This window comes from Streptomyces sp. NPDC006739, from assembly GCF_042869815.1.
Classification (GTDB): Bacteria; Actinomycetota; Actinomycetes; order Streptomycetales; family Streptomycetaceae; genus Streptomyces.
In genome coordinates this window covers 263,384-281,662 of record NZ_JBIAGM010000009.1, presented here as the reverse complement: position 1 = coordinate 281,662, position 18,279 = coordinate 263,384, and the positions used below count along the sequence as shown (strand labels likewise).

18 protein-coding genes are annotated in these 18,279 nt (G+C 72.8%); 6 read left to right on the top strand and 12 right to left on the bottom strand.

Annotated features, from left to right (window positions below; all coding sequences use genetic code 11):
- Window positions 1-58: 58 nt before the first annotated feature.
- Entirely contained in the window at window positions 59-2,398 is a 2,340-nt protein-coding gene (locus ACFYMM_RS20545) for a tetratricopeptide repeat protein (RefSeq protein WP_388388459.1), read from the bottom strand.
- Window positions 2,399-2,485: 87 nt separating this feature from the next.
- On the opposite strand from ACFYMM_RS20545, the gene ACFYMM_RS20540 reads away from it, so the two are divergent.
- Window positions 2,486-2,995 (top strand): DUF2165 domain-containing protein, encoded by a 510-nt coding sequence (locus tag ACFYMM_RS20540; protein ID WP_388388457.1) that lies wholly within the window; start codon window positions 2,486-2,488, stop codon window positions 2,993-2,995.
- A gap of 6 nt (window positions 2,996-3,001) precedes the next feature.
- Here ACFYMM_RS20540 and ACFYMM_RS20535 read toward each other — a convergent pair whose 3' ends face one another.
- The 3 genes from ACFYMM_RS20535 to ACFYMM_RS20525 all read right to left on the bottom strand — a co-directional run bounded on the left by ACFYMM_RS20535 (window position 3,002) and on the right by ACFYMM_RS20525 (window position 7,246).
- A complete protein-coding gene (locus ACFYMM_RS20535; protein WP_388388454.1) occupies window positions 3,002-3,577 on the bottom strand; it encodes a hypothetical protein in 576 nt (191 codons plus the stop codon).
- Window positions 3,578-3,680: 103 nt separating this feature from the next.
- Complete coding sequence (locus tag ACFYMM_RS20530) at window positions 3,681-6,266, bottom strand: bifunctional FO biosynthesis protein CofGH (RefSeq protein ID WP_388388452.1); 2,586 nt, start codon at window positions 6,264-6,266, stop codon at window positions 3,681-3,683.
- A 134-nt stretch (window positions 6,267-6,400) separates the two neighbouring features.
- Window positions 6,401-7,246: an LLM class F420-dependent oxidoreductase gene (locus tag ACFYMM_RS20525; protein WP_388388450.1), complete on the bottom strand. Its 846-nt coding sequence runs from the start codon at window positions 7,244-7,246 to the stop codon at window positions 6,401-6,403.
- 28 nt (window positions 7,247-7,274) lie between these two features.
- On the opposite strand from ACFYMM_RS20525, the gene ACFYMM_RS20520 reads away from it, so the two are divergent.
- Entirely contained in the window at window positions 7,275-8,822 is a 1,548-nt protein-coding gene (locus ACFYMM_RS20520) for a CehA/McbA family metallohydrolase (RefSeq protein WP_388388448.1), read from the top strand.
- Between the two features lie 24 nt (window positions 8,823-8,846).
- Here ACFYMM_RS20520 and ACFYMM_RS20515 read toward each other — a convergent pair whose 3' ends face one another.
- Together ACFYMM_RS20515 and ACFYMM_RS20510 are read right to left on the bottom strand one after the other, a co-directional pair.
- On the bottom strand, window positions 8,847-9,041 hold the full coding sequence (locus ACFYMM_RS20515; protein ID WP_388388446.1) for a hypothetical protein: 195 nt from the start codon (window positions 9,039-9,041) through the stop codon (window positions 8,847-8,849).
- A gap of 50 nt (window positions 9,042-9,091) precedes the next feature.
- Window positions 9,092-9,532: an ATP-binding protein gene (locus tag ACFYMM_RS20510; RefSeq protein ID WP_388388444.1), complete on the bottom strand. Its 441-nt coding sequence runs from the start codon at window positions 9,530-9,532 to the stop codon at window positions 9,092-9,094.
- Between the two features lie 146 nt (window positions 9,533-9,678).
- On the opposite strand from ACFYMM_RS20510, the gene ACFYMM_RS20505 reads away from it, so the two are divergent.
- The 4 genes from ACFYMM_RS20505 to ACFYMM_RS20490 are packed head-to-tail and all read left to right on the top strand — an operon-like array spanning window position 9,679 to window position 10,818.
- Window positions 9,679-9,858, top strand: coding sequence for a DUF397 domain-containing protein (locus ACFYMM_RS20505; RefSeq protein ID WP_388388442.1), 180 nt, complete (start codon window positions 9,679-9,681; stop codon window positions 9,856-9,858).
- On the top strand, window positions 9,855-10,247 hold the full coding sequence (locus tag ACFYMM_RS20500; protein ID WP_388388440.1) for a nitroreductase/quinone reductase family protein: 393 nt from the start codon (window positions 9,855-9,857) through the stop codon (window positions 10,245-10,247). The genes ACFYMM_RS20505 and ACFYMM_RS20500 overlap by 4 nt, the downstream gene beginning before the upstream one ends.
- Window positions 10,248-10,291: 44 nt before the next feature.
- The gene (locus ACFYMM_RS20495; RefSeq protein ID WP_388388438.1) at window positions 10,292-10,522 is read left to right on the top strand and encodes a hypothetical protein; all 231 of its coding nucleotides are present in this window, start codon (window positions 10,292-10,294) and stop codon (window positions 10,520-10,522) included.
- Window positions 10,498-10,818, top strand: a complete 321-nt coding sequence (locus ACFYMM_RS20490) for a type II toxin-antitoxin system PemK/MazF family toxin (RefSeq protein WP_388388436.1) — start codon at window positions 10,498-10,500, stop codon at window positions 10,816-10,818. Before ACFYMM_RS20495 ends, ACFYMM_RS20490 begins: the two co-directional genes overlap by 25 nt.
- A gap of 15 nt (window positions 10,819-10,833) precedes the next feature.
- Here the strand turns inward: ACFYMM_RS20490 and ACFYMM_RS20485 are convergent, their stop codons facing one another.
- The 6 genes from ACFYMM_RS20485 to ACFYMM_RS20460 form a co-directional block, all read right to left on the bottom strand.
- A complete protein-coding gene (locus ACFYMM_RS20485) occupies window positions 10,834-12,294 on the bottom strand; it encodes an aldehyde dehydrogenase family protein (RefSeq protein ID WP_388388433.1) in 1,461 nt (486 codons plus the stop codon).
- Window positions 12,291-14,021 carry an amidohydrolase family protein gene (locus ACFYMM_RS20480; RefSeq protein WP_388388431.1) on the bottom strand — a complete coding sequence of 577 codons (1,731 nt, stop codon included), beginning with the start codon at window positions 14,019-14,021 and terminating at the stop codon, window positions 12,291-12,293. Before ACFYMM_RS20480 ends, ACFYMM_RS20485 begins: the two co-directional genes overlap by 4 nt.
- Before the next feature lie 35 nt (window positions 14,022-14,056).
- Entirely contained in the window at window positions 14,057-15,175 is a 1,119-nt protein-coding gene (locus ACFYMM_RS20475) for an LLM class flavin-dependent oxidoreductase (RefSeq protein WP_388388429.1), read from the bottom strand.
- A gap of 113 nt (window positions 15,176-15,288) precedes the next feature.
- Window positions 15,289-16,059, bottom strand: coding sequence for an SDR family NAD(P)-dependent oxidoreductase (locus ACFYMM_RS20470; RefSeq protein ID WP_388388427.1), 771 nt, complete (start codon window positions 16,057-16,059; stop codon window positions 15,289-15,291).
- A gap of 9 nt (window positions 16,060-16,068) precedes the next feature.
- Window positions 16,069-16,986 carry an LLM class F420-dependent oxidoreductase gene (locus ACFYMM_RS20465; protein WP_388388425.1) on the bottom strand — a complete coding sequence of 306 codons (918 nt, stop codon included), beginning with the start codon at window positions 16,984-16,986 and terminating at the stop codon, window positions 16,069-16,071.
- Window positions 16,983-18,209 (bottom strand): amidohydrolase family protein, encoded by a 1,227-nt coding sequence (locus ACFYMM_RS20460; protein ID WP_388388423.1) that lies wholly within the window; start codon window positions 18,207-18,209, stop codon window positions 16,983-16,985. Before ACFYMM_RS20460 ends, ACFYMM_RS20465 begins: the two co-directional genes overlap by 4 nt.
- Window positions 18,210-18,279: the final 70 nt, after the last annotated feature.

Below are 18,279 nucleotides of genomic sequence, written 5' to 3'. Positions count from 1 at the left end.
GAGCGGGGCAAACCGACCCCGACGGGTCATTACCGCCCAGCTGTGAGCGCTTCGCCCGTCAAGAATCCGGTCGGGCCCCCTCGAGCGCGGCCCGGGCCAGCGCGGCGCGTGCCTCCTCGTGGCGGCCCAGGCCGGCCAGCGCCGCGCCACGGCCGGCGTGCGCGGAGGGGTAGCCGGGGTCGATGGCGAGCGCCTGGTCGTAGTCGGCCAGGGCCTCCTCGTGCCGGCCGGCCGCCCGCAGCGCGTGGCCGCGCTCACAGTGCCCCCAGCCCCAGTCGGGCCACAGGGCCAGGGCCCGGTCCAGGTCGGCCAGCTGCCGGGCGGGGTCGGCCAGCCCGCGCCACACCCGGGCCCGGCGGCCCAGCGCCCAGGCGTAGTCCGGCCTCAGCTCCAGCGCCCGGCTCAGGTCGGCCAGCGCCGCCTCGTACTCGCCGTTGCGCTCCCGTGCCGCGCCCCGGGACGCCCACGCGAAATCGCTCGCCGCGTCGAGCCGGATCGCCTCGTCCAGGTCACGGACCGCCTCCGCGTGATGGCGCAGCATGCGGTGGTATTCGCCCCGCAGCGCGTGGCCCAGCGCGTCGTCCGGCGCGAGGGCCACGGCCCGGTCCAGGTCATGGACGGCTCCCTCCCGGTCCCCGAGGCGCCAGCGCGTCTCGGCCCGGCCGCGGTGGGCCCGGACCAGCCCGGCGTCCAGGGCGAGGGCGCGGCCGTACTCGGCCAGCGCCTCCTCGTGCGCGCCGCCGTCGCGCAGCGCGTCCGCCCGTACGGCGTGCGCCAGCGCCCGGGTCCGCTCGTCCTCCGGCACGCCCCGGCGCAGCAGCAGCCCGAGCACGGCCGCCACCCCGCCGCCGTCGAAGGCCTCCGCCAGCTCCCGGCCCCAGCCGGCCACGGCCGCCGCCTCGGCGTCCTGCCCCGCGTCGGCCAGCGCGCGCACCCACCGCCCGGCCGTGGTGTCACCGGTACGGCAGGCATCGACCAGGTCCCGCAGCACGCCGGGCAGCGCCTGGTCCGGTCCGGCGCACAGCAGGTGGTACGACTCCGCCAGCCGCAGCTCCCGCCACTGCTCGTCCGCCCAGCGCGCGGGGCCGTCCCGCCCCTCCCCGGCCTCCGCCCGCCACCGCTCGAACACACCGGCCAGCCGCCGCTGCCGCTCCACCCATCCGCGCGGCGACCGGCTGCGCAGCAACCGCAGCATCGGCGCCCGTACGACGTCGTGGTACCGCACCCGCTCCCCGCGGGCGTCGACGAACGGCAGCTCCCTCAGCCAGCCGTAGAGCGGGTCGAGTTCGCTCTCCTCGCAGTCCACCACCGCCCGGAACACGTCCGCGTCCAGCCGCCGGGGCAGCGCGCAGGCCAGGGCGACCCCGCGCCGTACCGGGTCCGGCTCCCACCTCAGGAACCGCTCCACGGCGTCCGCGCTCGGGTCGTCGACCTCGTCCGGGCCGGCCGGCCGGGACTCGGCGAGGGTCGACACCAGCACAGGCAGGCCGCCGGTGAGCCGCAGCACCTCGGCGACGACCGGCTCGTCCCGCACACCCCGGTCCGCGAGCAGCCCGCGGGCCTCCGACTCCGTGAAGGGTCCGAGCGGCAGGTCGGCCATGAAGTCGGCGAAGCCGCCCCAGCGGGCGGTGTCGAAGGGGCGTTGGCCGGATGTCACCACGACGACGTTGGCGGGCAGGGCGCCGTGCCGGTCGGTGGTCATCAGGTCGCGCAGCCAGCCGTCGAGGAACGGGCCGGTGCGCTCGTAGGTGTCGAGGAACAGCACGAGCCAGGGGACGGTGGCCGCGGCGGCGGCCAGCCCGGTCACCAGGACCGGGGTCAGGACCCGCGCCGGGGACAGCACCAGCAGCGCGTCCTCCTGGGTGCGGAAGCGCGCCCGCAGCCGGTCGGCGCCCTGGGCGAGCCGGTCCGCGTCCAGGGCTGCGGCGAAGGCACCGGCCACCGGGACCATGCCGAGGCCGACCAGCCCCGCCCGGGCCGCCGCCAGGCTGCCCGCCGACGGGCCGTCCGGCTCCGGTACGGCGACGGTGGCCGACTCCGCCTCCCGGCGCCGTTCGGCGTGTGCGGCCAGCATCCGGTCGAGTTCCTTCAACCGGTGTCCTTGGGCGGCGAGTTGACGGCCGATCACCGCCATCGCCTCGGGCACGCTCCCGGCGCCCTCGTCGACGTACGCCGTCAACGCCCCGGCGTCCCGGGCGATCTGCTCGAACTCCCTGACGAGGAAGGTCTTCCCGACGCCCGCGTTGCCGTGGACGTGGAACAGGAAGCGGTGGCGTTCGTCCTCGGGCGGAAGGGCGAAGTTCGCCCGGAACGCGGCCCGTTCGGCACCGCGCCCCACGAACCCGGCCCGTCTGCGCCGGGCGATCAGCTCCTGCATCGACGGCCCTGCCTGCGCCATTCGTCCGCCCCTCCCCCGAAAGTCCGCCCGTTCATTCTGGCTCAATGCCGATGGGAGGAAGGGGTCCGGGCAGGGGAGAATCCAGCCATGACCACCACCCCCACCACCCCCACGGGCAACTCCGGCCTCAGACTGGCCGCCGGTGTGCTCACCGGCACCGTCGCCCTCTACATCGCCCTCGTCGCGCTGGGCAACATCACCGACTTCGGCACCAACCAGCAGTTCGTCCGGCATGTGCTGGCGATGGACACCACCTTCAAGGACGACAACCTGATGTGGCGGGCGATCACCAGCACCGCCCTCCAGGACACCGCGTACGTCCTCATCATCGTGTGGGAGACCGTGGCCGCCCTGGTGCTGATCTGGGGGACCTGGCTCTGGGCGCGGCGCAGGGACGACCTCGCCCGCCGCTTCTCCACCTACGGGCTGCTGATGCTGATGCTGCTGTTCGGCGCGGGGTTCATCGCCATCGGCGGGGAGTGGTTCGCGATGTGGCAGTCGAAGACCTGGAACGGGCTGGAGGCGGCGACCCGGGTCCTGGTGCTCACCGGGATCAGCCTGGTCGTCGTCCGGCTCCCCGACCGCCCGGCCGCCTGAGAACCGCTACCTGACGACCGTCACCCGGGTGTTCGGCTCCGTGCCGAAGGTCCACAGCGCCGCGCCGTCCGCCTTCGGCATCCGGATGCCACTGGTCCGCTTGCCGGCGGCGACGGGCGGCGGGGAGGAGCCGTCGACCGCGTTGGAGAAGGCGACCGACAGGCCCGACTTGTTGGCGAAGTACAGGATGTGCTCGATCGGCACGCCGTCGGAGCCGGTCGTGGACGCCAGGGTCCTGGAGATCGTGTAGGTGCCCGGGTCGGGGCTCACCGTACCCGGCCAGACCGGGAAGCTGCGGGTCGCCTTGTCGCTCGCGTCCACCAGCCACACCCGCTTCTGGCCCAGCGCGTAGACGACCCGGCGGCCGGTGCCGGAGGCCGCCGGGAGGGCCGGGGCCGGCGACGGCTTGGCCGAGGCGGCGGACGGGGAGTGCGCGCCCTTCGACGCCGAGGCGCTGGGGCGCGCCGCCGCGGCCTTGGGGTGCGGTCCGTGGTCCGCCTGTACGGCGAGGACGACGACGGCCGCCGTCGCCGCCGCCGTCAGGCCGGAGACCCAGGCCCACGAGGGCAGTAGGGCAGGCACGGGTACGCATCTCCTCAGCTAGCGGAGCCAGGGCCCCCTTCGAACAGGGGTCGGATCATCGTACTGTGACCGGCCCGTCCGGACCGGCTCGTCCGCCGGGGGCTCAGTCCAGCACCGGCAGCAGCTCCGGCAGGTGCCCGTCCGAGACCGCCGCCGCCCGCCGTCGCTCCTCCGGGACCTCGCCGTACAGGGTGGTGCGCGGCCTGGCCGGGCGGCCCGCCGCCTCCGCGACCGCGATCAGGTCCTTGACCGACTTGTAGGAGCCGTAGGAGGAGCCCGCCATGCGGGAGATCGTCTCCTCCATCAGGGTGCCGCCCAGGTCGTTGGCGCCGGAGCGGAGCATCTCCGCCGCACCCTCCGCGCCCAGTTTGACCCAGCTCGTCTGGATGTTGGGGATGTACGGGTGCAGCAGGAGCCTCGCCATCGCGGTGACCGCCCGGTTGTCGCGGACGGTCGGTCCGGGCCTGGAGATGCCCGCCAGGTAGACGGGCGCGTTGGTGTGGATGAAGGGCAGCGTCACGAACTCGGTGAAGCCGCCGGTCCGCTGCTGGATGCGGGCCAGGGTGCGCAGATGGCCGAGCCAGTGGCGGGGCTGGTCGACATGGCCGTACATCATCGTGGAGGAGGACCGGATGCCCACCTCGTGGGCGGTCGTGATCACCTCGATCCAGGTGGCCGTGGGCAGTTTGCCCTTGGTCAGCACCCAGCGGACCTCGTCGTCGAGGATCTCGGCGGCCGTGCCGGGAATCGTGTCCAGGCCCGCCTCCTTGGCCGCCGTCAGCCACTCGCGGATCGACAGCCCGGTGCGGGTCGCGCCGTTGACGACCTCCATCGGGGAGAAGGCGTGCACGTGCATGCCGGGCACCCGCTCCTTCACCGCCCTGGCGATGTCGAAGTACGCCGTCCCCGGCAGGTCGGGATGGATGCCGCCCTGCATGCACACCTCGACGGCGCCGACCTCCCAGGCCTGCTGGGCCCGGTCGGCCACCTGCTCCAGGGAGAGCGTGTAGGCGTCGGCGTCGGTGCGGCGCTGGGCGAAGGCGCAGAAACGGCAGCCGGTGTAGCAGACGTTGGTGAAGTTGATGTTGCGGGTGACGATGTACGTCACGTCGTCGCCGACCGCCGAGCGGCGCACGTCGTCGGCGATCCGGGTCAGCGCGTCCAGCGCCGGGCCGTCGGCGTGCAGCAGGGCGAGCGCCTCCGCGTCGGTCAGCCGCGTCGGGTCGTCGGCGGCGGTGCGCAGGGCCTCGCGGACGTCGGTGTCGATGCGCTCGGGGGCCATGCCGGGGGCGGCGGCCTCGCGCAGGGCGCCCCAGTCGCCGTACACCTCGTCGAAGTCGTCGCGCCGGTCGGACGTACGGCCCTCGGTGTCGATCGTGCTGTGCAGCTCGGTGCGGCCGGAGGCGACGAAGGCCTCCTCCGGCTCCTGCCAGGGGTGCCCCTCCACCACGGCGTCCGGCAGGGCCAGCCCGGTCTCCGGGTCGGCCAGCGCCCGCACGTGCGGCAGCAGCCGGGGGTCCAGCCAGGGTTCGCCGCGCCGGACGAACTCCGGGTAGACGCAGAGACGTTCCCGCAGGGTGAAGCCGGCCGCCGCGGACCTCTCGGCCAGCTCCTCGATCTGCGGCCAGGGCCGCTCGGGGTTGACGTGGTCGATGGTCAGGGGCGAGACCCCGCCCCAGTCGTCGACACCGGCGCCGATGAGGCGCTCGTACTCGGAGTCGACCAGGTTCGGCGGGGCCTGCAGACAGGCGCTCGGGCCCATGATGTGCCGGGCGACGGCCACCGTGGCCACCAGCTCGTCCAGTTCGGCGTCCGGCATGCCGCGCATCGCCGTGCCGGGCTTGGCGCGGAAGTTCTGGATGATCAGTTCCTGGATGCCGTGGTAGGCGCGGGAGACCTTGCGCAGGGCGAAGAGCGAGTCCGCGCGCTCCTCGTAGGTCTCGCCGATGCCGATCAGCAGGCCGGAGGTGAAGGGGACGGACGACCGGCCGGCGTCCTCCAGCACGCGCAGCCGTACGGCGGGTTCCTTGTCCGGGGAGCCGTGGTGCGGTCCGCCGGGCTCGGACCACAGCCGGGTCGCGGTCGTCTCCAGCATCATGCCCATGCTCGGCGCGACCGGCTTCAGACGCTGGAAGTCCGTCCAGCTCATGACACCCGGATTGAGGTGGGGCAGCAGTCCGGTCTCCTCCAGGATCCGGATGGAGATGGCGCGGACGTAGGCGATGGTGTCGTCGTAGCCGTGCGCGTCGAGCCACTCGCGCGCCTCGGGCCAGCGGTCCTCGGGCTTGTCGCCGAGGGTGATCAGGGCCTCTTTGCAGCCGAGCGCGGCACCGCGCCGGGCGATGTCCAGCACCTCGTCCGGGGACATGAACATGCCGTGGCCGGCCCGGCGCAGCTTGCCGGGGACGGTGACGAAGGTGCAGTAGTGGCACTTGTCCCGGCACAGCCGGGTGAGGGGGATGAAAACGCTCTTGGAGTAGGTGATGACGCCTGGCCGGCCGGCCGCCTCGAGGCCCGCGTCCCGCACCCGGGCGGCGGACGCGGCGAGGTCGGTGAGGGCCTCGCCGCGGGCCTGGAGGAGCACCGCCGCCTCGCTGACGTCGAGGGCGACGCCGTCCCGGGCGCGTTTGAGGGCGCGACGCATGGAGTTCTCGGTGGGGCCGGTTCCGGAGGTCGCGGAAGTCGTCATTCTCTGAGCATACGGAGGGGCTCCGCCGGTTCAGCGGGGCCGTGGGTGCGTACGGTGGAGGGAGCATGTGCCGGTACTCTGCGGCTGGTCGCGCAGTTCCCCGCGCCCCCAGGCGGTTCGCTCGCGCCCTTCGGCTACACGTACTCGGCGTACCCGTCCAGCAGGCCCAGCACCTCCGCCTCCCGCGCCGGCGGCAGCTGGAGTACGACCTCCTCGATGCCCAACTCCGTGTAGTGGGCGAGCTTGCCCGGCGTCGGGAGGACCGCGTACGGCACCACCTGGAGGGCGGCCGGGTCGCGGCCGGCGTCCGCCCACGCCGACCGCAGCACGGGCAGCGACTCGGACAGGCCACGGCCGCCGATCGGCAGCCACCCGTCGGCGTACTCGGCGATGTGCGCGAACAGCTTGGGCCCGGCCCCTCCGCCGATGAGGGTGCGGGGGCCGACGACCGGGCCGCGCGGCTCCTGGGCCGGCTTGGGGTGCGCGAAGCTGGCCCGTACGCTCCCGAACTCACCCTCGTAGGAAGTGGGTTCCTCCGCCCACAGGGCGCGCATCAGCGCCATGCGGTCCCGGGTCAGCTCACGCCGGGTGCGCCACTGGACGCCGTGGTCGGCGGCCTCCTCCACGTTCCAGCCGTAGCCGAGGCCGAGGGTGAAGCGGCCGCCGGAGAGGTGGTCGAGGGTGGCGATCTGCTTGGCCAGGTCGACCGGGTCGTGCTGGGCGACCAGCGTGATCCCGGTACCGAGGCCGAGCCGCTCGGTGACGGCGGCGGCCTGTCCGAGGGCGACGAAGGGGTCGAGGGTACGGCCGTACTCGCGCGGCAGCTCACCTCCCGCCGGGTACGGGGTGGTCCGCTCGACGGGGATGTGGGTGTGCTCGGGCAGATACAGCCCGGCGAACCCGCGTTCCTCCAGCTCGCGGGCGAGCCGGACGGGGGCGATGGTCTCGTCGGTGAGGAAGATGGTGACGGCGATACGCATGTCCCATCTGTACCGGCACGGAGGCCCCATGTCCATACCGACTGGTCGGCATCGCGGACGGCATGGTCCGGGCCGACGCGCGTTGTTCGTGACGGGGGCCGCCGCGGCGCTTACGTTGGGAGGCGTGAGCTTCGCAGCGGCGGACGGGCGGGGCGGCGGCGGACGGCCCGGTGGCGGCCAGGAGACCCGGACGGTACGCGGCACCCTGCCGCCCGGCTGCCCCGACTTCGTGTACGTACCGTTCGAAGTCCCGCCCGGCGTACGGGAGATCAGGGTCTCCTACAGCTACGACCGGCCCGTCGTCCCGGCCGGCACCCCGGGCAACGCGCTCGACATCGGCCTGTTCGACGAGCACGGCACCGACCTCGGCGGCCCGGGCTTCAGGGGCTGGTCGGGGGGCGCCCGAACCGAGTTCTTCGTCCGCGCGGACGACGCGACGCCGGGCTATGTTCCCGGCCCGGTCGGCGCGGGCACCTGGCAGGTCGCGCTGGGCCCGTACACGGTGGCACCCCAGGGCCTGACGTACGAGCTGACGATCACACTGACCTACGGCGAGCCGGGCACCGCGGTCCCGCCCGCCTACCCGCCCGAGCGGGCCCGCGGCCGGGGCCGGGCCTGGTACCGGGGCGACTGCCACCTGCACTCCGTGTACTCCGACGGCCGCCGCACCCCGGCCGAGATCGCGGCGCTCGCGCGGGCGGCGGGCCTGGACTTCATCAACACCTCGGAGCACAACACGCACTCCTCCCACCCGCACTGGGCGGACCTGGCCGGGGACGACCTGCTGATCATGCTGGGCGAGGAGGTGACCACCCGCAACGGCCATGTGCTGGCACTCGGCACCGACCCCGGCACCTTCGTGGACTGGCGCTACCGGGCCCGCGACAACCGCTTCGGCCGCTTCGCCCGCCACATCCGCCGGGCCGGTGGCCTGGTCGTCCCCGCCCACCCGCACGCCGGCTGCGTCGGCTGCGGCTGGAAGTTCGGCTTCGCGGAGGCGGACGCGGTGGAGGTGTGGAACGGCCCCTACACCCCGGACGACGAGGTCACGCTCGCCGAGTGGGACAACCTGCTGGTCGCCTCCGTGCGGGAGGGCCGCCCGTGGCTGCCGGCGATGGGCAACAGCGACGCCCACCGGCCTCCGGACGCGGTCGGCTGCCCCCAGACGGTCGTCCTCGCCGACGACCTGACCCGGGACGCCGTCCAGGCCGGCATCCGCGCCGGGCGGTCGTACGTGGCGGAGTCGAAGAACGTGACGCTGGACTTCTCGGTGACGGACGGCCGGGGGCGCCGGGCGGGCATCGGCGAGCGTCTGGAGGCCGACGCCGGCGCCCCGGTGGCGGTCCGCCTGGAGGTGTCGGGCGCACCGCGCTGCACGGTCCGCCTCGTCACCGACCAGGGAACCCTGCTGACCAGCGCCCCCCTGCCGGTGACGGGCAGCGGGACGGTGGAATGGCACACGACACCCGCGCACGCGGCCTACGTACGGGCCGAACTACGCCACGAGACGGCGGCGGGCGCGGTACCGGGGGCGCTGGCCGCTTTCACGAACCCGGTCTTCCTGGGCCGTCGGTAGCCGCGGCGTCGGCGAGCGGGTCAGTCAGACCCGCACGACGGCCGCGGCAGCCGCGAAGTCATCGGTGGGAGACGCCCCTATGGCGGCCGCCGGCTCCTCCTCGAACCGCTCCCGGCCGCCCGGGAAGCCGTAGCGGCTCAGCGCACCGCGCAGGTCGTCCACGGTCCGGATCTCGGGCAGCGGCATCGCTTCCCAGCCGTGCTCGGGCTGTGCGCTCATGATCTGCTCCGGACGAACGGGCATCGCTCCACCTGCCAGTACGGCGCCGCTCACCACGCCACCGCCGGACTTCCGCACTCGGCCCACAGCAGCTTGCCGCCCTTGGACGCGCCCAGCTCGCGCAGCACCGACGCGCCCCAGGCGTCCGCACAGGCCCGGACCAGGGGGAGGCCGCGACCATGCTCGGCGTCCGGCGGGGGTTCGGGCGCCGCGTCGTTCGTGAAGGCGGGCGGGACCCTGGGGTCCGTGTCCCATACGGCCACACGGAGGCGGCCGGGTTCCGGGGAGAGGAGGCGGAGGGCGTACGGGCCCCTGGTGTGGCAGTGCGAGTTGGTCAGCAACTCCGCTGCCAGGAGTTCCGCGGTGGGGGTCAGCTCCGGCATCCCGTGGGCGGCGAGAACCAGTCTCAGGGTGCCCCGTGCGATACCCGGTGCGCGGGGATCGTGCGGGAGGTGCAGGGTGTAGTTCCAGGACGGGGATACGGTGGCCATCGGAAACCTCCGGTCACTGAGGGGAGTTGGACAGGTGCCTGGTGTCTCCGCCGTGGCGTCCCACGGTGCGCTTCCAGGTGGGGCGCCTGGATATGACGATAGAGGCCCAGCAAATGTCATTTGACAGAATCTGTGAAGGAGCCGAGATGTCCTCGCACCGCTGGCAGAAGTCGTCCCACTGCCAGGAAGGCGACGCTTGCGTCCACATATCCATAACCCCCGCCGCCGTCCATCTCGCCGACACCGACCCGCCCCGAACCGTCGTCACCGTCAGCCCCGCCGCCTTCGGCGCCCTGATCGAGCTGTTGAGGAGGCGAGAGTCGTGAGCCGCCCCGCCGAGAGGAAGTACCGCGTCGCCACCGCGTTCCAGCGGCGCCTCAACCCGGTCATGCGCCGCCTGCCGCTCCAGACGTTGCTGGAGACGACCGGCCGCGTCTCGGGCCTGCCCCGCCGCACCCCGGTCGGGGGCCGGCGGGTCGGGGACTCGTTCTGGCTGGTGTCGGAGTTCGGGGAGCGCGCGCAGTACATCCGCAACATCAAGGCCGACCCGCGCGTGCGCGTCCGGCTTCGGGGCCGCTGGCACACCGGCACGGCACATCTCCTGCCGGACGACGATCCGACCGCCCGCCTGCGGACGTTGCGCTCGCTGAACAGCGTGGCGGTCCGGGCCATCGGGGCCGGGTTGCTCACGGTGCGGGTGGATCTGGACGGGTGAGGCAGAACCGCCCCAGCAGGACATGACGAGGCTATGATGGCGGCATGACGGTCAACATGACGATGAGCCTGCCGGACGAGGTGGCCGCCTTCGTGAAGGCGAAGGGCAATGCCTCGGCCTACACGGCTCGCATACTGCGCCGGCAGATGCTCGCCGAGGAACTGGAGCGGTCCGCACGACAGCGCGCCGAAGCCGGGATCGTGACGACGGTCGGCGAGCCGGACGAGAGTGAGGAGGACACCCTGAGGCGGTGGGGCCGGGTGGCGCGGCGGTGAAGCGCGGGCACGTCTACCAAGTGACCTTCGCCGGGGGGCCGGCGCATGTCCTGGTGATCTCGGCCGACGCGCTGAATGCGCAGAACAAGTGCGCCACCTGCGTACTTGTTTACCCCCAGCAACTACGCGAGGCCACGCTCGTCGATATTCCTGTCTCCTCGCCCTCGACCGGCACCATCGTGCTCGGTGAGTTCCGAACACTGTCCGAGCCGCGCCTCACCGAGGATCTGGGGCCGGTGGACGAGCGCGTCATGGAAGCCGTCGAGATCGGCCTCCGCGCCGTTTTCGACCTGTGAGCGGGGAGGCACCGCTCATCCCGCCCACACGATCGACTGCACCTCGCTGTAGGCGTGCAGGGCGTAGGAGCCGACGTCGCGGCCGACTCCGCTTTTCTTGAAGCCGCCGAACGGGGCCTCCATGTTGCGGCCGACCGTGTTGACGCCGACCCCGCCGGCCCGCAGGCGCCGCGCCACGCGGAAGGCGCGGGCCACGTCGCCCGACCAGACGTAGTCGATGAGCCCGTAGTCACTGTCGTTGGCCAGCGCGATGCCCTCGTCCTCCTCGTCGAAGGGGATGACGACGACCACCGGCCCGAAGATCTCCTCCCGTGCCACCCGCATGTCGTTCGTGCAGTCGGCGAGCAGGGTCGGCGCGACGTAGAAACCCCGCTCCGGCGGCGGGCGTTCGCCGCCGACGAGCACCGTGGCGCCCTCCTTGCGGCCCAGTTCGACGTACGACTCCACGCGCGCCCGGTGCTCCGCCGAGATCACCGGCCCGACCACCGTGCCCGGATCCGCCGGATCCCCGACCGCCAGCCGGCCCGCGTACCCGGCCAGTCGCTCCACGAGACGGTCGTACACCCCGCGCTGTGCCAGCACCCGCGTCGGCGCCGTGCAGATCTGCCCGCTGTAGAAGGAGAAGGTGGTGCCGATGCCGGCCACCGCCGAGTCCACGTCCGCGTCGTCGAAGACGACCGCCGCGCCCTTTCCGCCCAGCTCCATCAACTGCCGCTTCATGGACCGTCCGCAGACCTCGGCGATCCGCTGCCCGACCGCCGTGGACCCGGTGAAGCTGACCATGTCGACGTCGTCGCAGTCCACGGCCGCCTCGCCGACCTCCACCGACCGCCCGGAGACCACGTTCACCACCCCCGGCGGCACCCCGGCGGCCTCCAGCGCCTCCGCCATCCGGTACACGGACAGCGGGTCCTGCGGGGCCGGTTTCACCACCACCGTGTTGCCCATGGCCAGCGCCGGGGCGACCTTGCCCGCCGGGTTCGCCCACGGGTTGTTGTACGAGGTGACACAGGTGACGACGCCGACCGGCTGGCGCACCGCCAGCGCGCCGACCACCGCCGCCCGCCCCATCGGCCCGGCCTCGTTGACCTGCGGCGGGATCGCCCACTCGGCGCTCTCCACGCGCGCGTAGCGCCGGAACCGGGCCATGCCCACCCCGACCTGCATCGCCCGCGCCGTCCCCGTGGTCGCCCCGGTCTCCGCCCGGGCCAGCTCGGCGTACGGCCCGAACCGGCTCGCGATGACGTCCGCGGCCCGCCCGAGGATCGCCGCCCGCTCCCGCGGCGCCGTTCTCGACCACGGCCCGAAGGCCTCGCGGGCCGCGGCCGAGGCCGCGCGCACCTGATCCCGCGAGGCCTCCGGAGCCCACCCGACGGTCTCCTCGGTGGCCGGGTCGACGACGGCGTAGTGCCCGTGGTCCGGCTCGACCCACGCGCCCCCGACGAACAGCCGCTGCCCGTCGGCCGGCCGGCTCACCTGGTGCCCACCGTCCTCGTGTCCCGCCCCGAGCGCAGCACCTTCCCCGGCACCGCCCCGCTCACCACGTCGTCCCGGATCGTCTCGACCCCGTTGACCCAGACCGCCCGCACCCCGATCGCCTTGGCGTCCAGCCGTGGGCTGTCACCGGGCAGGTCGTGCACCAGGGTGGCGGAGGCCGCGTCGATCCGCTCCGGGTCGAAGAGCACCAGGTCGGCGTGGTACCCCTCCGCCACCCGGCCCCGCTCGCGCAGCCCGAACAGCCGCGCCGGATCGTCGGTCAGCATCTGCACCGCCCGCTCCAGAGCGACCAGCTTGCGGCCGCGCAGACAGTCCCCGAGGAAACGGGTCGTGTACGGCGCCCCGCACATCCGGTCCAGATGCGCTCCCGCGTCCGAGCCGCCGAGCAGCACGTCCTCGTGCTGCCAGGTCTCGGCCCTGAGCGCCCAGGAGGCGGGGTCGTTGTCGCGGGGCATGGGCCACAGGACCGTACGCAGCCCGTCGGCGGCGCAGATCTCCACCAGGCAGTGGAAGGGGTCCTGCCCCCGCTCCTCGGCGATGTCCCGCACGACCCGCCCGGCCAGCCCGCGGTTCGCCTCGCTGTAGGTGTCCCCGATGACGTACCGCCCGAAGTCCGCGAGCCGGCGGAAGACGCCCGCCTCCTTGGAGCCGGCGCGGCGGAGCATCTCGGCCCGTACGTCGGCGTCCCGCAGCCGGGCGATCCGCTCCGGGACGGGCAGGGAGAGGACCGGCCCCCACCCGGGGATGAGGTTCAGCGCGCAGAAGGTGCCCAGGGACATGTTCATCGGGGTGAGGATCGGCATGGTCAGGGCGACGACCCGGCCGCCCGCCTTGCGGGCCCGTTCGCTCGCCGACAGCTGGCGCGGCACCCGCTCGGGGACGGCCGCGTCTATGGTCAGCACGTTCCAGTTCAGGGGCCGCCCGGCGGTCGCGCTCAGCTCCGCGAGCAGGTCGATCTCGGCGTCGCTGAACTGGTCGAGGCAGCCCGCCACGATCGCCTCGATCTGCGTCCCCTCGTGCTCGCCGACGGCCTTGGCGAGGGCCAGCAGCTCGGCGGGCCCCGCGTGCCGGGAGGCGACCGGCCGGCCGTCGCCGTCGGAGTGGGTGGACGACTGGGTGGTGGAGAAGCCCCAGGCGCCGGCGTCCATGGCGTCGTGCAGCAGCCGTACGATCTCGGCGAGCTGCTCCTCGCTCGGCCGGCCGCCGACGGCGTCCGGTCCCATCACGTACCGGCGCAGCGCGCAATGCCCCACCATGAAGCCGGCGTTGACGGCGATACGTCCTTCGAGGGCGTCCAGGTACTCGCCGAAGCCGTGCCAGTTCCAGGGCGCCCCCTCCTCCAGCGCGACCAGCGACATGCCCTCGACCTTGGACATCATGCGACGGGTGTAGTCGGCGTCGCCGGGGCGGTCGGGGTGCAGCGGGGCGAGGGTGAAGCCGCAGTTGCCGGCCGCGACGGTGGTGACCCCGTGGTTGAGGGACGGGGTCGCGTAGGGGTCCCAGAAGAGCTGGGCGTCGTAGTGGGTGTGGGGGTCGACGAAGCCGGGGGCGAGGACGAGACCGTGCGCGTCCTCGGCCGTACGGGACTCCTCGGTGACGGTGCCGACGACGGCGATGCGGCCGTCCCGTACGCCGACGTCGGCGGTGCGGGCGGGGGCGCCGGTGCCGTCGACGACGGTGGCGCCCTTGATCAGGTGATCGAGCATGCGGTGACTCCTCGATGCGCGCTCCGCGTCGGCCCTTACACAGCGGCCCGGAACCGGGACGTCCGGTGAACGGGATCCGTGTCGATCTTCGGGACGACGTGCTCCCCGATCAGCCGGATCGTCTGCAGCGTCTCCTCCTTCGGCACCCCCACCGGCAACCCGAAGCTCAGCTGGTCCGCGCCCGCCTGCTCCCACCGCTTGCACTGGCGCAGCACCTCGTCCGGGTCGCCGCAGATCAGCAGCTCCTCCTCGACGAGCAGCTCCACGAACTCCGGTGTGTACTCGGGCAGCGTCTCCGGCCACACCGGGAAGCCCTCGGGCCGCGGGAACGTGTCGTGGTACCGGAACACCAGCGAGGGCAGGTAGTGCAGCCCGCCGCTCGCCGCGATCCGGATCGCCTCGTCGTGGGTCGGCGCGCAGATCGCCGTCGTCGTCACCATCACGTTGTCGTTGACGAAGTCACCGACGGGTTCCGCGTTCACGATCGCCGTCTTGTACTGCTCCAGCACCCACTCCATGTCGGACACCTTCTGGATGCTGAAGCCCAGCACGCCGAGGCCCTTCTTCGCGGCCATGGCGTACGACGGCGGCGACCCGGCCGCGTACCACATCGCCGGGTGGGACTTGCCGTACGGCTTCGGGAGCACTTTCCTCGGCGGGAGCTGCCAGTGCTTGCCCTGGAAGCCGGCGTACTCGTCCTGGAGCCACATCTTGGGGAACTCGGCGATGGTCTCCTCCCAGATCTCCTTGGTGTAGTTCATATCGGTCACGCCCGGTATGAACCCCAGGATCTCGTGCGATCCGGCGCCGCGTCCGCTGCCGAACTCGAAGCGCCCCTCGCTGAGGTGGTCCAGCATGGCGACCTTCTCGGCCACCTTCACCGGGTGGTTGACCTGGGCGAGGGGGTTGAAGATGCCCGAGCCGAGGTGGATCCGCTCGGTCGCGTGGGCCAGGTAGCCGAGGAAGACGTCGTTGGCGGACAGGTGCGAGTACTCGTCCAGGAAATGGTGCTCGGACGCCCAGGCGTACTTGAAGCCGGACCTGTCCGCCTGGATGACGTACTCGGTCTCCTCCATCAGCGCCTTGTGCTCGGCCAGCGGGTCGGTCTCGGCGCGTTTGCCCACGTATCCCTGTACAAAGAGCCCGAATTCCAAGGCGGTTCACCGTCCCTGCTCAGGTGGTTCGCTCAGGTGGTTCCTGCGAGTCATAAGACTTTCTGACGTACCGTCAGATTCGTCAAGAGATGACGAGCTGTCAGATGGGGCGGTCAGATGACACTGACCCCGGCCAGCCAGCCGCCGTCGATCACGAACGGCTGCCCGGTGATGTAGGAGGAGTCGTCACAGGTGAGGAAGAGCGCGAGGCGGGCCACCTCCTCGGGCCGTCCGATCCGGCCGAGCGGCACGAGCTTGTGGTACAGCTCGTCCAGCGCGCGGCTCGTCTCCCGCGGATCCGCCTGCGGATCGAGCCGGGCGGGGTTGGACATCGGGGTGTCGATGGCGCCCGGGCAGATGGCGTTGACCCGGATCCGCCGGCCGGCCAGCTCCAGCGCGGCGACCCGGGTGAGCCCGAGGACCGCGTGCTTGGTGGCCGCGTACGTACCGACGGCCGCCATGCCGGTCAGCGCGGTGTAGGAGGCGGTGTTGACGATCGTGCCGCCCTCGGTCATCGCGGGCGCCACGGTCTTCATACCGAGGAAGCACCCGACCTGGTTCACCTGCACGACCTGCATGAACTCCGCCAGCGGGGTGTCCACCAGGGCGTTGAAGCGCAGGATGCCCGCGTTGTTGACCAGCGCGTCGATCCGCCCGTACGCCTCCTCGACCGAGCCGACGGCCTGCCGCCAGTCGTCCTCCCGGCTCACGTCCAGATGGACGTACCGGGCACCCACCTCCTTCGCGAGGGCCTCCCCCTGCTCGTCGAGCACGTCCGCGACGACGACCTCGGCGCCCTCCTCGGCGAAGAGCCGCGCCTCCTGCTCGCCCTGTCCGCGCGCCGCCCCGGTGACGATGACGACGCGTCCGTCCAGCTTGCCCATGGGCTCTCCTCAGTTCAGGCGGGGCGCGACCTCCGCCCCGAACGCGGTGATCTGATCGATGAGTTCACTGCGGCCCCGGCTGCGGAACCGCACCTGGACCTGGTCCACGCCCATCGCGCGGTACGCCCGCAGCGACTCGGCGATCTCCTCGGGCGCCCCGGTGAGCGTGCGGCGCCCGACCTCCCACCCGGGCCGCCCGACGTACAGCGGCTCGGCGATGGCCCCGACGGTGAAGGGCCCCTCGACCCCGCCCTCCTCCCGCAGTCGCCGTATCCGGGCGATCTGCGCGGGCAGCCGGTCGCGCGGGTCGCCCTGCGGCAGCCAGCCGTCGCCCTTGAGCGCGGCCCGGCGTACGGCCGCGGGCGAGGAACCGCCGACCCACAGCGGGACCCTCGGCTGCGCCGGGCGGGGCCGCTGCCCGAGCCCGGCGAAGTCGTAGAGCTTGCCGTGGTGCTCGGGGAACTCCTCGGGCCCGAGCGCGGCCCTGAGCGCGTCGACCGTCTCGTCCAGTACGGCCCCCCGCCGCTCGAAGTCCGCCCCGAGCGCGTCGAACTCCTCGCGCACGTGCCCCGCCCCGACCCCGAGGACCAGCCGGCCGCCGGAGAGGTGGTCGAGGGTCGCGTACTGCTTGGCGGTCTCCAGCGGATGGCGCAGGCCCACGACGGCGACATGGCTGAGCAGCCGGGTGCGCGTGGTGACGGCGGCCAGGTGGGCGAGGGTGGCGACGGGGTCGTACCAGACGGTGCCCATCGCCGGGGCGAGCCGGCGCGGGATGGCGACGTGGTCGCAGCAGGCGACGTACGCGAAGCCGGCGCGGTCGGCGGCGCGGGCGGTCTCGACGAGGTCGGCGGGGGTGCCGTCGGTCTCCCAGGCTTCCGTGTAGAGGGTGCTCTGGGACTGGACGGGCAGCTGGATGCCGTACCTCATCCGACCCACAGGCCCTGTGGGCTCAGCCCCAGCAGGTCGATGGCGTTGCCCCGGACGATCCGCTCCACCACGTCCGCCGGCAGGTGCCCCATCTGGGCCTCGCCGACCTCGCGGGACTTCGGCCAGGTGGAGTCGGAGTGCGGGTAGTCGGTCTCGTAGAGGACGTTGCCGACCCCGATCGAGTCGAGGTTGCGCAGCCCGAAGGCGTCGTCGAAGAAGCAGCCGTAGACGTGCTCGGCGAACAGCTCCGACGGCGGCCGGTGCACCTTGTCGGCCACGCCGCCCCAGCCCCGGTTCTCCTCCCAGACGACGTCGGCGCGCTCCAGGATGTACGGGATCCAGCCGATCTGCCCCTCCGCGTACATCACCTTCAGGTTCGGGAAGCGCTCGAACTTCCCGCTCATCAGCCAGTCGACCATCGAGAAGCAGCAGTTGGCGAAGGTGATGGTGGAGCCGACGGCGGGCGGGGCGTCGGCGGAGGTGGACGGCATACGGCTGCTGGAGCCGATGTGCATGGCGACGACGGTGCCGGTCTCGTCGCAGGCGGCGAGGAACGGGTCCCAGTCGTCGGTGTGGACCGAGGGCAGGCCGAGGTGCGGGGGTATCTCGGAGAAGGCGACGGCACGGGCGCCGCGCGCGGCGTTGCGCCGGACCTCCTCGGCCGCCAGGGCGGCGTCCCACAGGGGGATGAGGGTGAGCGGTATGAGCCGGCCCCGCGCGGCCGGCCCGCACCACTCCTCCACCATCCAGTCGTTGTAGGCGCGCACGCACAGCAGGGCGAGGTCCCGGTCCGGCGCCTCGGTGAAGGTCTGGCCGCAGAAGCGGGGGAAGGTGGGGAAGCACAGGGCCGACTGGACGTGGTTGAGGTCCATGTCGGCGAGGCGCTGCGGGACGTCGTAGGAGCCGGGACGCATCTGCTCGTACGTGATGACCTCCAGCTTGATCTCGTCCCGGTCGTACCCGACGGCGGTGTCGAGGCGGGTCAGGGGCCGGCGCAGGTCGCCGTAGACCCACCAGTCGCCGAGCGGGCCGTCGTCGCCCGGTTCGCCCATGACCGGCCTGAACCGGCCGCCCAGGAAGGTCATTTCCTTCAGTGGCGCACGGACGATGCGCGGACCTGCGTCCCGGTGCTTCCGCGGGAGCCGGTCCTGCCAGACGTTCGCGGGCTCCACGGTGTGGTCGTCGACGGAGATGATCGCGGGGAGGGGTGCCTGGGTGTCCATGGCGCTGACGGTAGCGCCGATCTGACGATCCGTCAGCTATCGGGTCGCTGGTGATTGATGACGGGCTCTG

Excerpts from the sequence above, each read along its gene's own strand:
- ACFYMM_RS20545 (WP_388388459.1), bottom strand. The coding sequence starts at position 2,398 with ATGGCGCAGGCAGGGCCGTCGATGCAGGAGCTGATCGCCCGGCGCAGA.
- ACFYMM_RS20540 (WP_388388457.1), top strand. The coding sequence starts at position 2,486 with ATGACCACCACCCCCACCACCCCCACGGGCAACTCCGGCCTCAGACTG.
- ACFYMM_RS20530 (WP_388388452.1), bottom strand. The coding sequence starts at position 6,266 with ATGACGACTTCCGCGACCTCCGGAACCGGCCCCACCGAGAACTCCATG.
- ACFYMM_RS20525 (WP_388388450.1), bottom strand. The coding sequence starts at position 7,246 with ATGCGTATCGCCGTCACCATCTTCCTCACCGACGAGACCATCGCCCCC.
- ACFYMM_RS20520 (WP_388388448.1), top strand. The coding sequence starts at position 7,275 with ATGTCCATACCGACTGGTCGGCATCGCGGACGGCATGGTCCGGGCCGA.
- ACFYMM_RS20515 (WP_388388446.1), bottom strand. The coding sequence starts at position 9,041 with ATGAGCGCACAGCCCGAGCACGGCTGGGAAGCGATGCCGCTGCCCGAG.
- ACFYMM_RS20510 (WP_388388444.1), bottom strand. The coding sequence starts at position 9,532 with ATGGCCACCGTATCCCCGTCCTGGAACTACACCCTGCACCTCCCGCAC.
- ACFYMM_RS20505 (WP_388388442.1), top strand. The coding sequence starts at position 9,679 with ATGTCCTCGCACCGCTGGCAGAAGTCGTCCCACTGCCAGGAAGGCGAC.
- ACFYMM_RS20495 (WP_388388438.1), top strand. The coding sequence starts at position 10,292 with ATGACGGTCAACATGACGATGAGCCTGCCGGACGAGGTGGCCGCCTTC.
- ACFYMM_RS20480 (WP_388388431.1), bottom strand. The coding sequence starts at position 14,021 with ATGCTCGATCACCTGATCAAGGGCGCCACCGTCGTCGACGGCACCGGC.
- ACFYMM_RS20470 (WP_388388427.1), bottom strand. The coding sequence starts at position 16,059 with ATGGGCAAGCTGGACGGACGCGTCGTCATCGTCACCGGGGCGGCGCGC.
- ACFYMM_RS20465 (WP_388388425.1), bottom strand. The coding sequence starts at position 16,986 with ATGAGGTACGGCATCCAGCTGCCCGTCCAGTCCCAGAGCACCCTCTAC.
- ACFYMM_RS20460 (WP_388388423.1), bottom strand. The coding sequence starts at position 18,209 with ATGGACACCCAGGCACCCCTCCCCGCGATCATCTCCGTCGACGACCAC.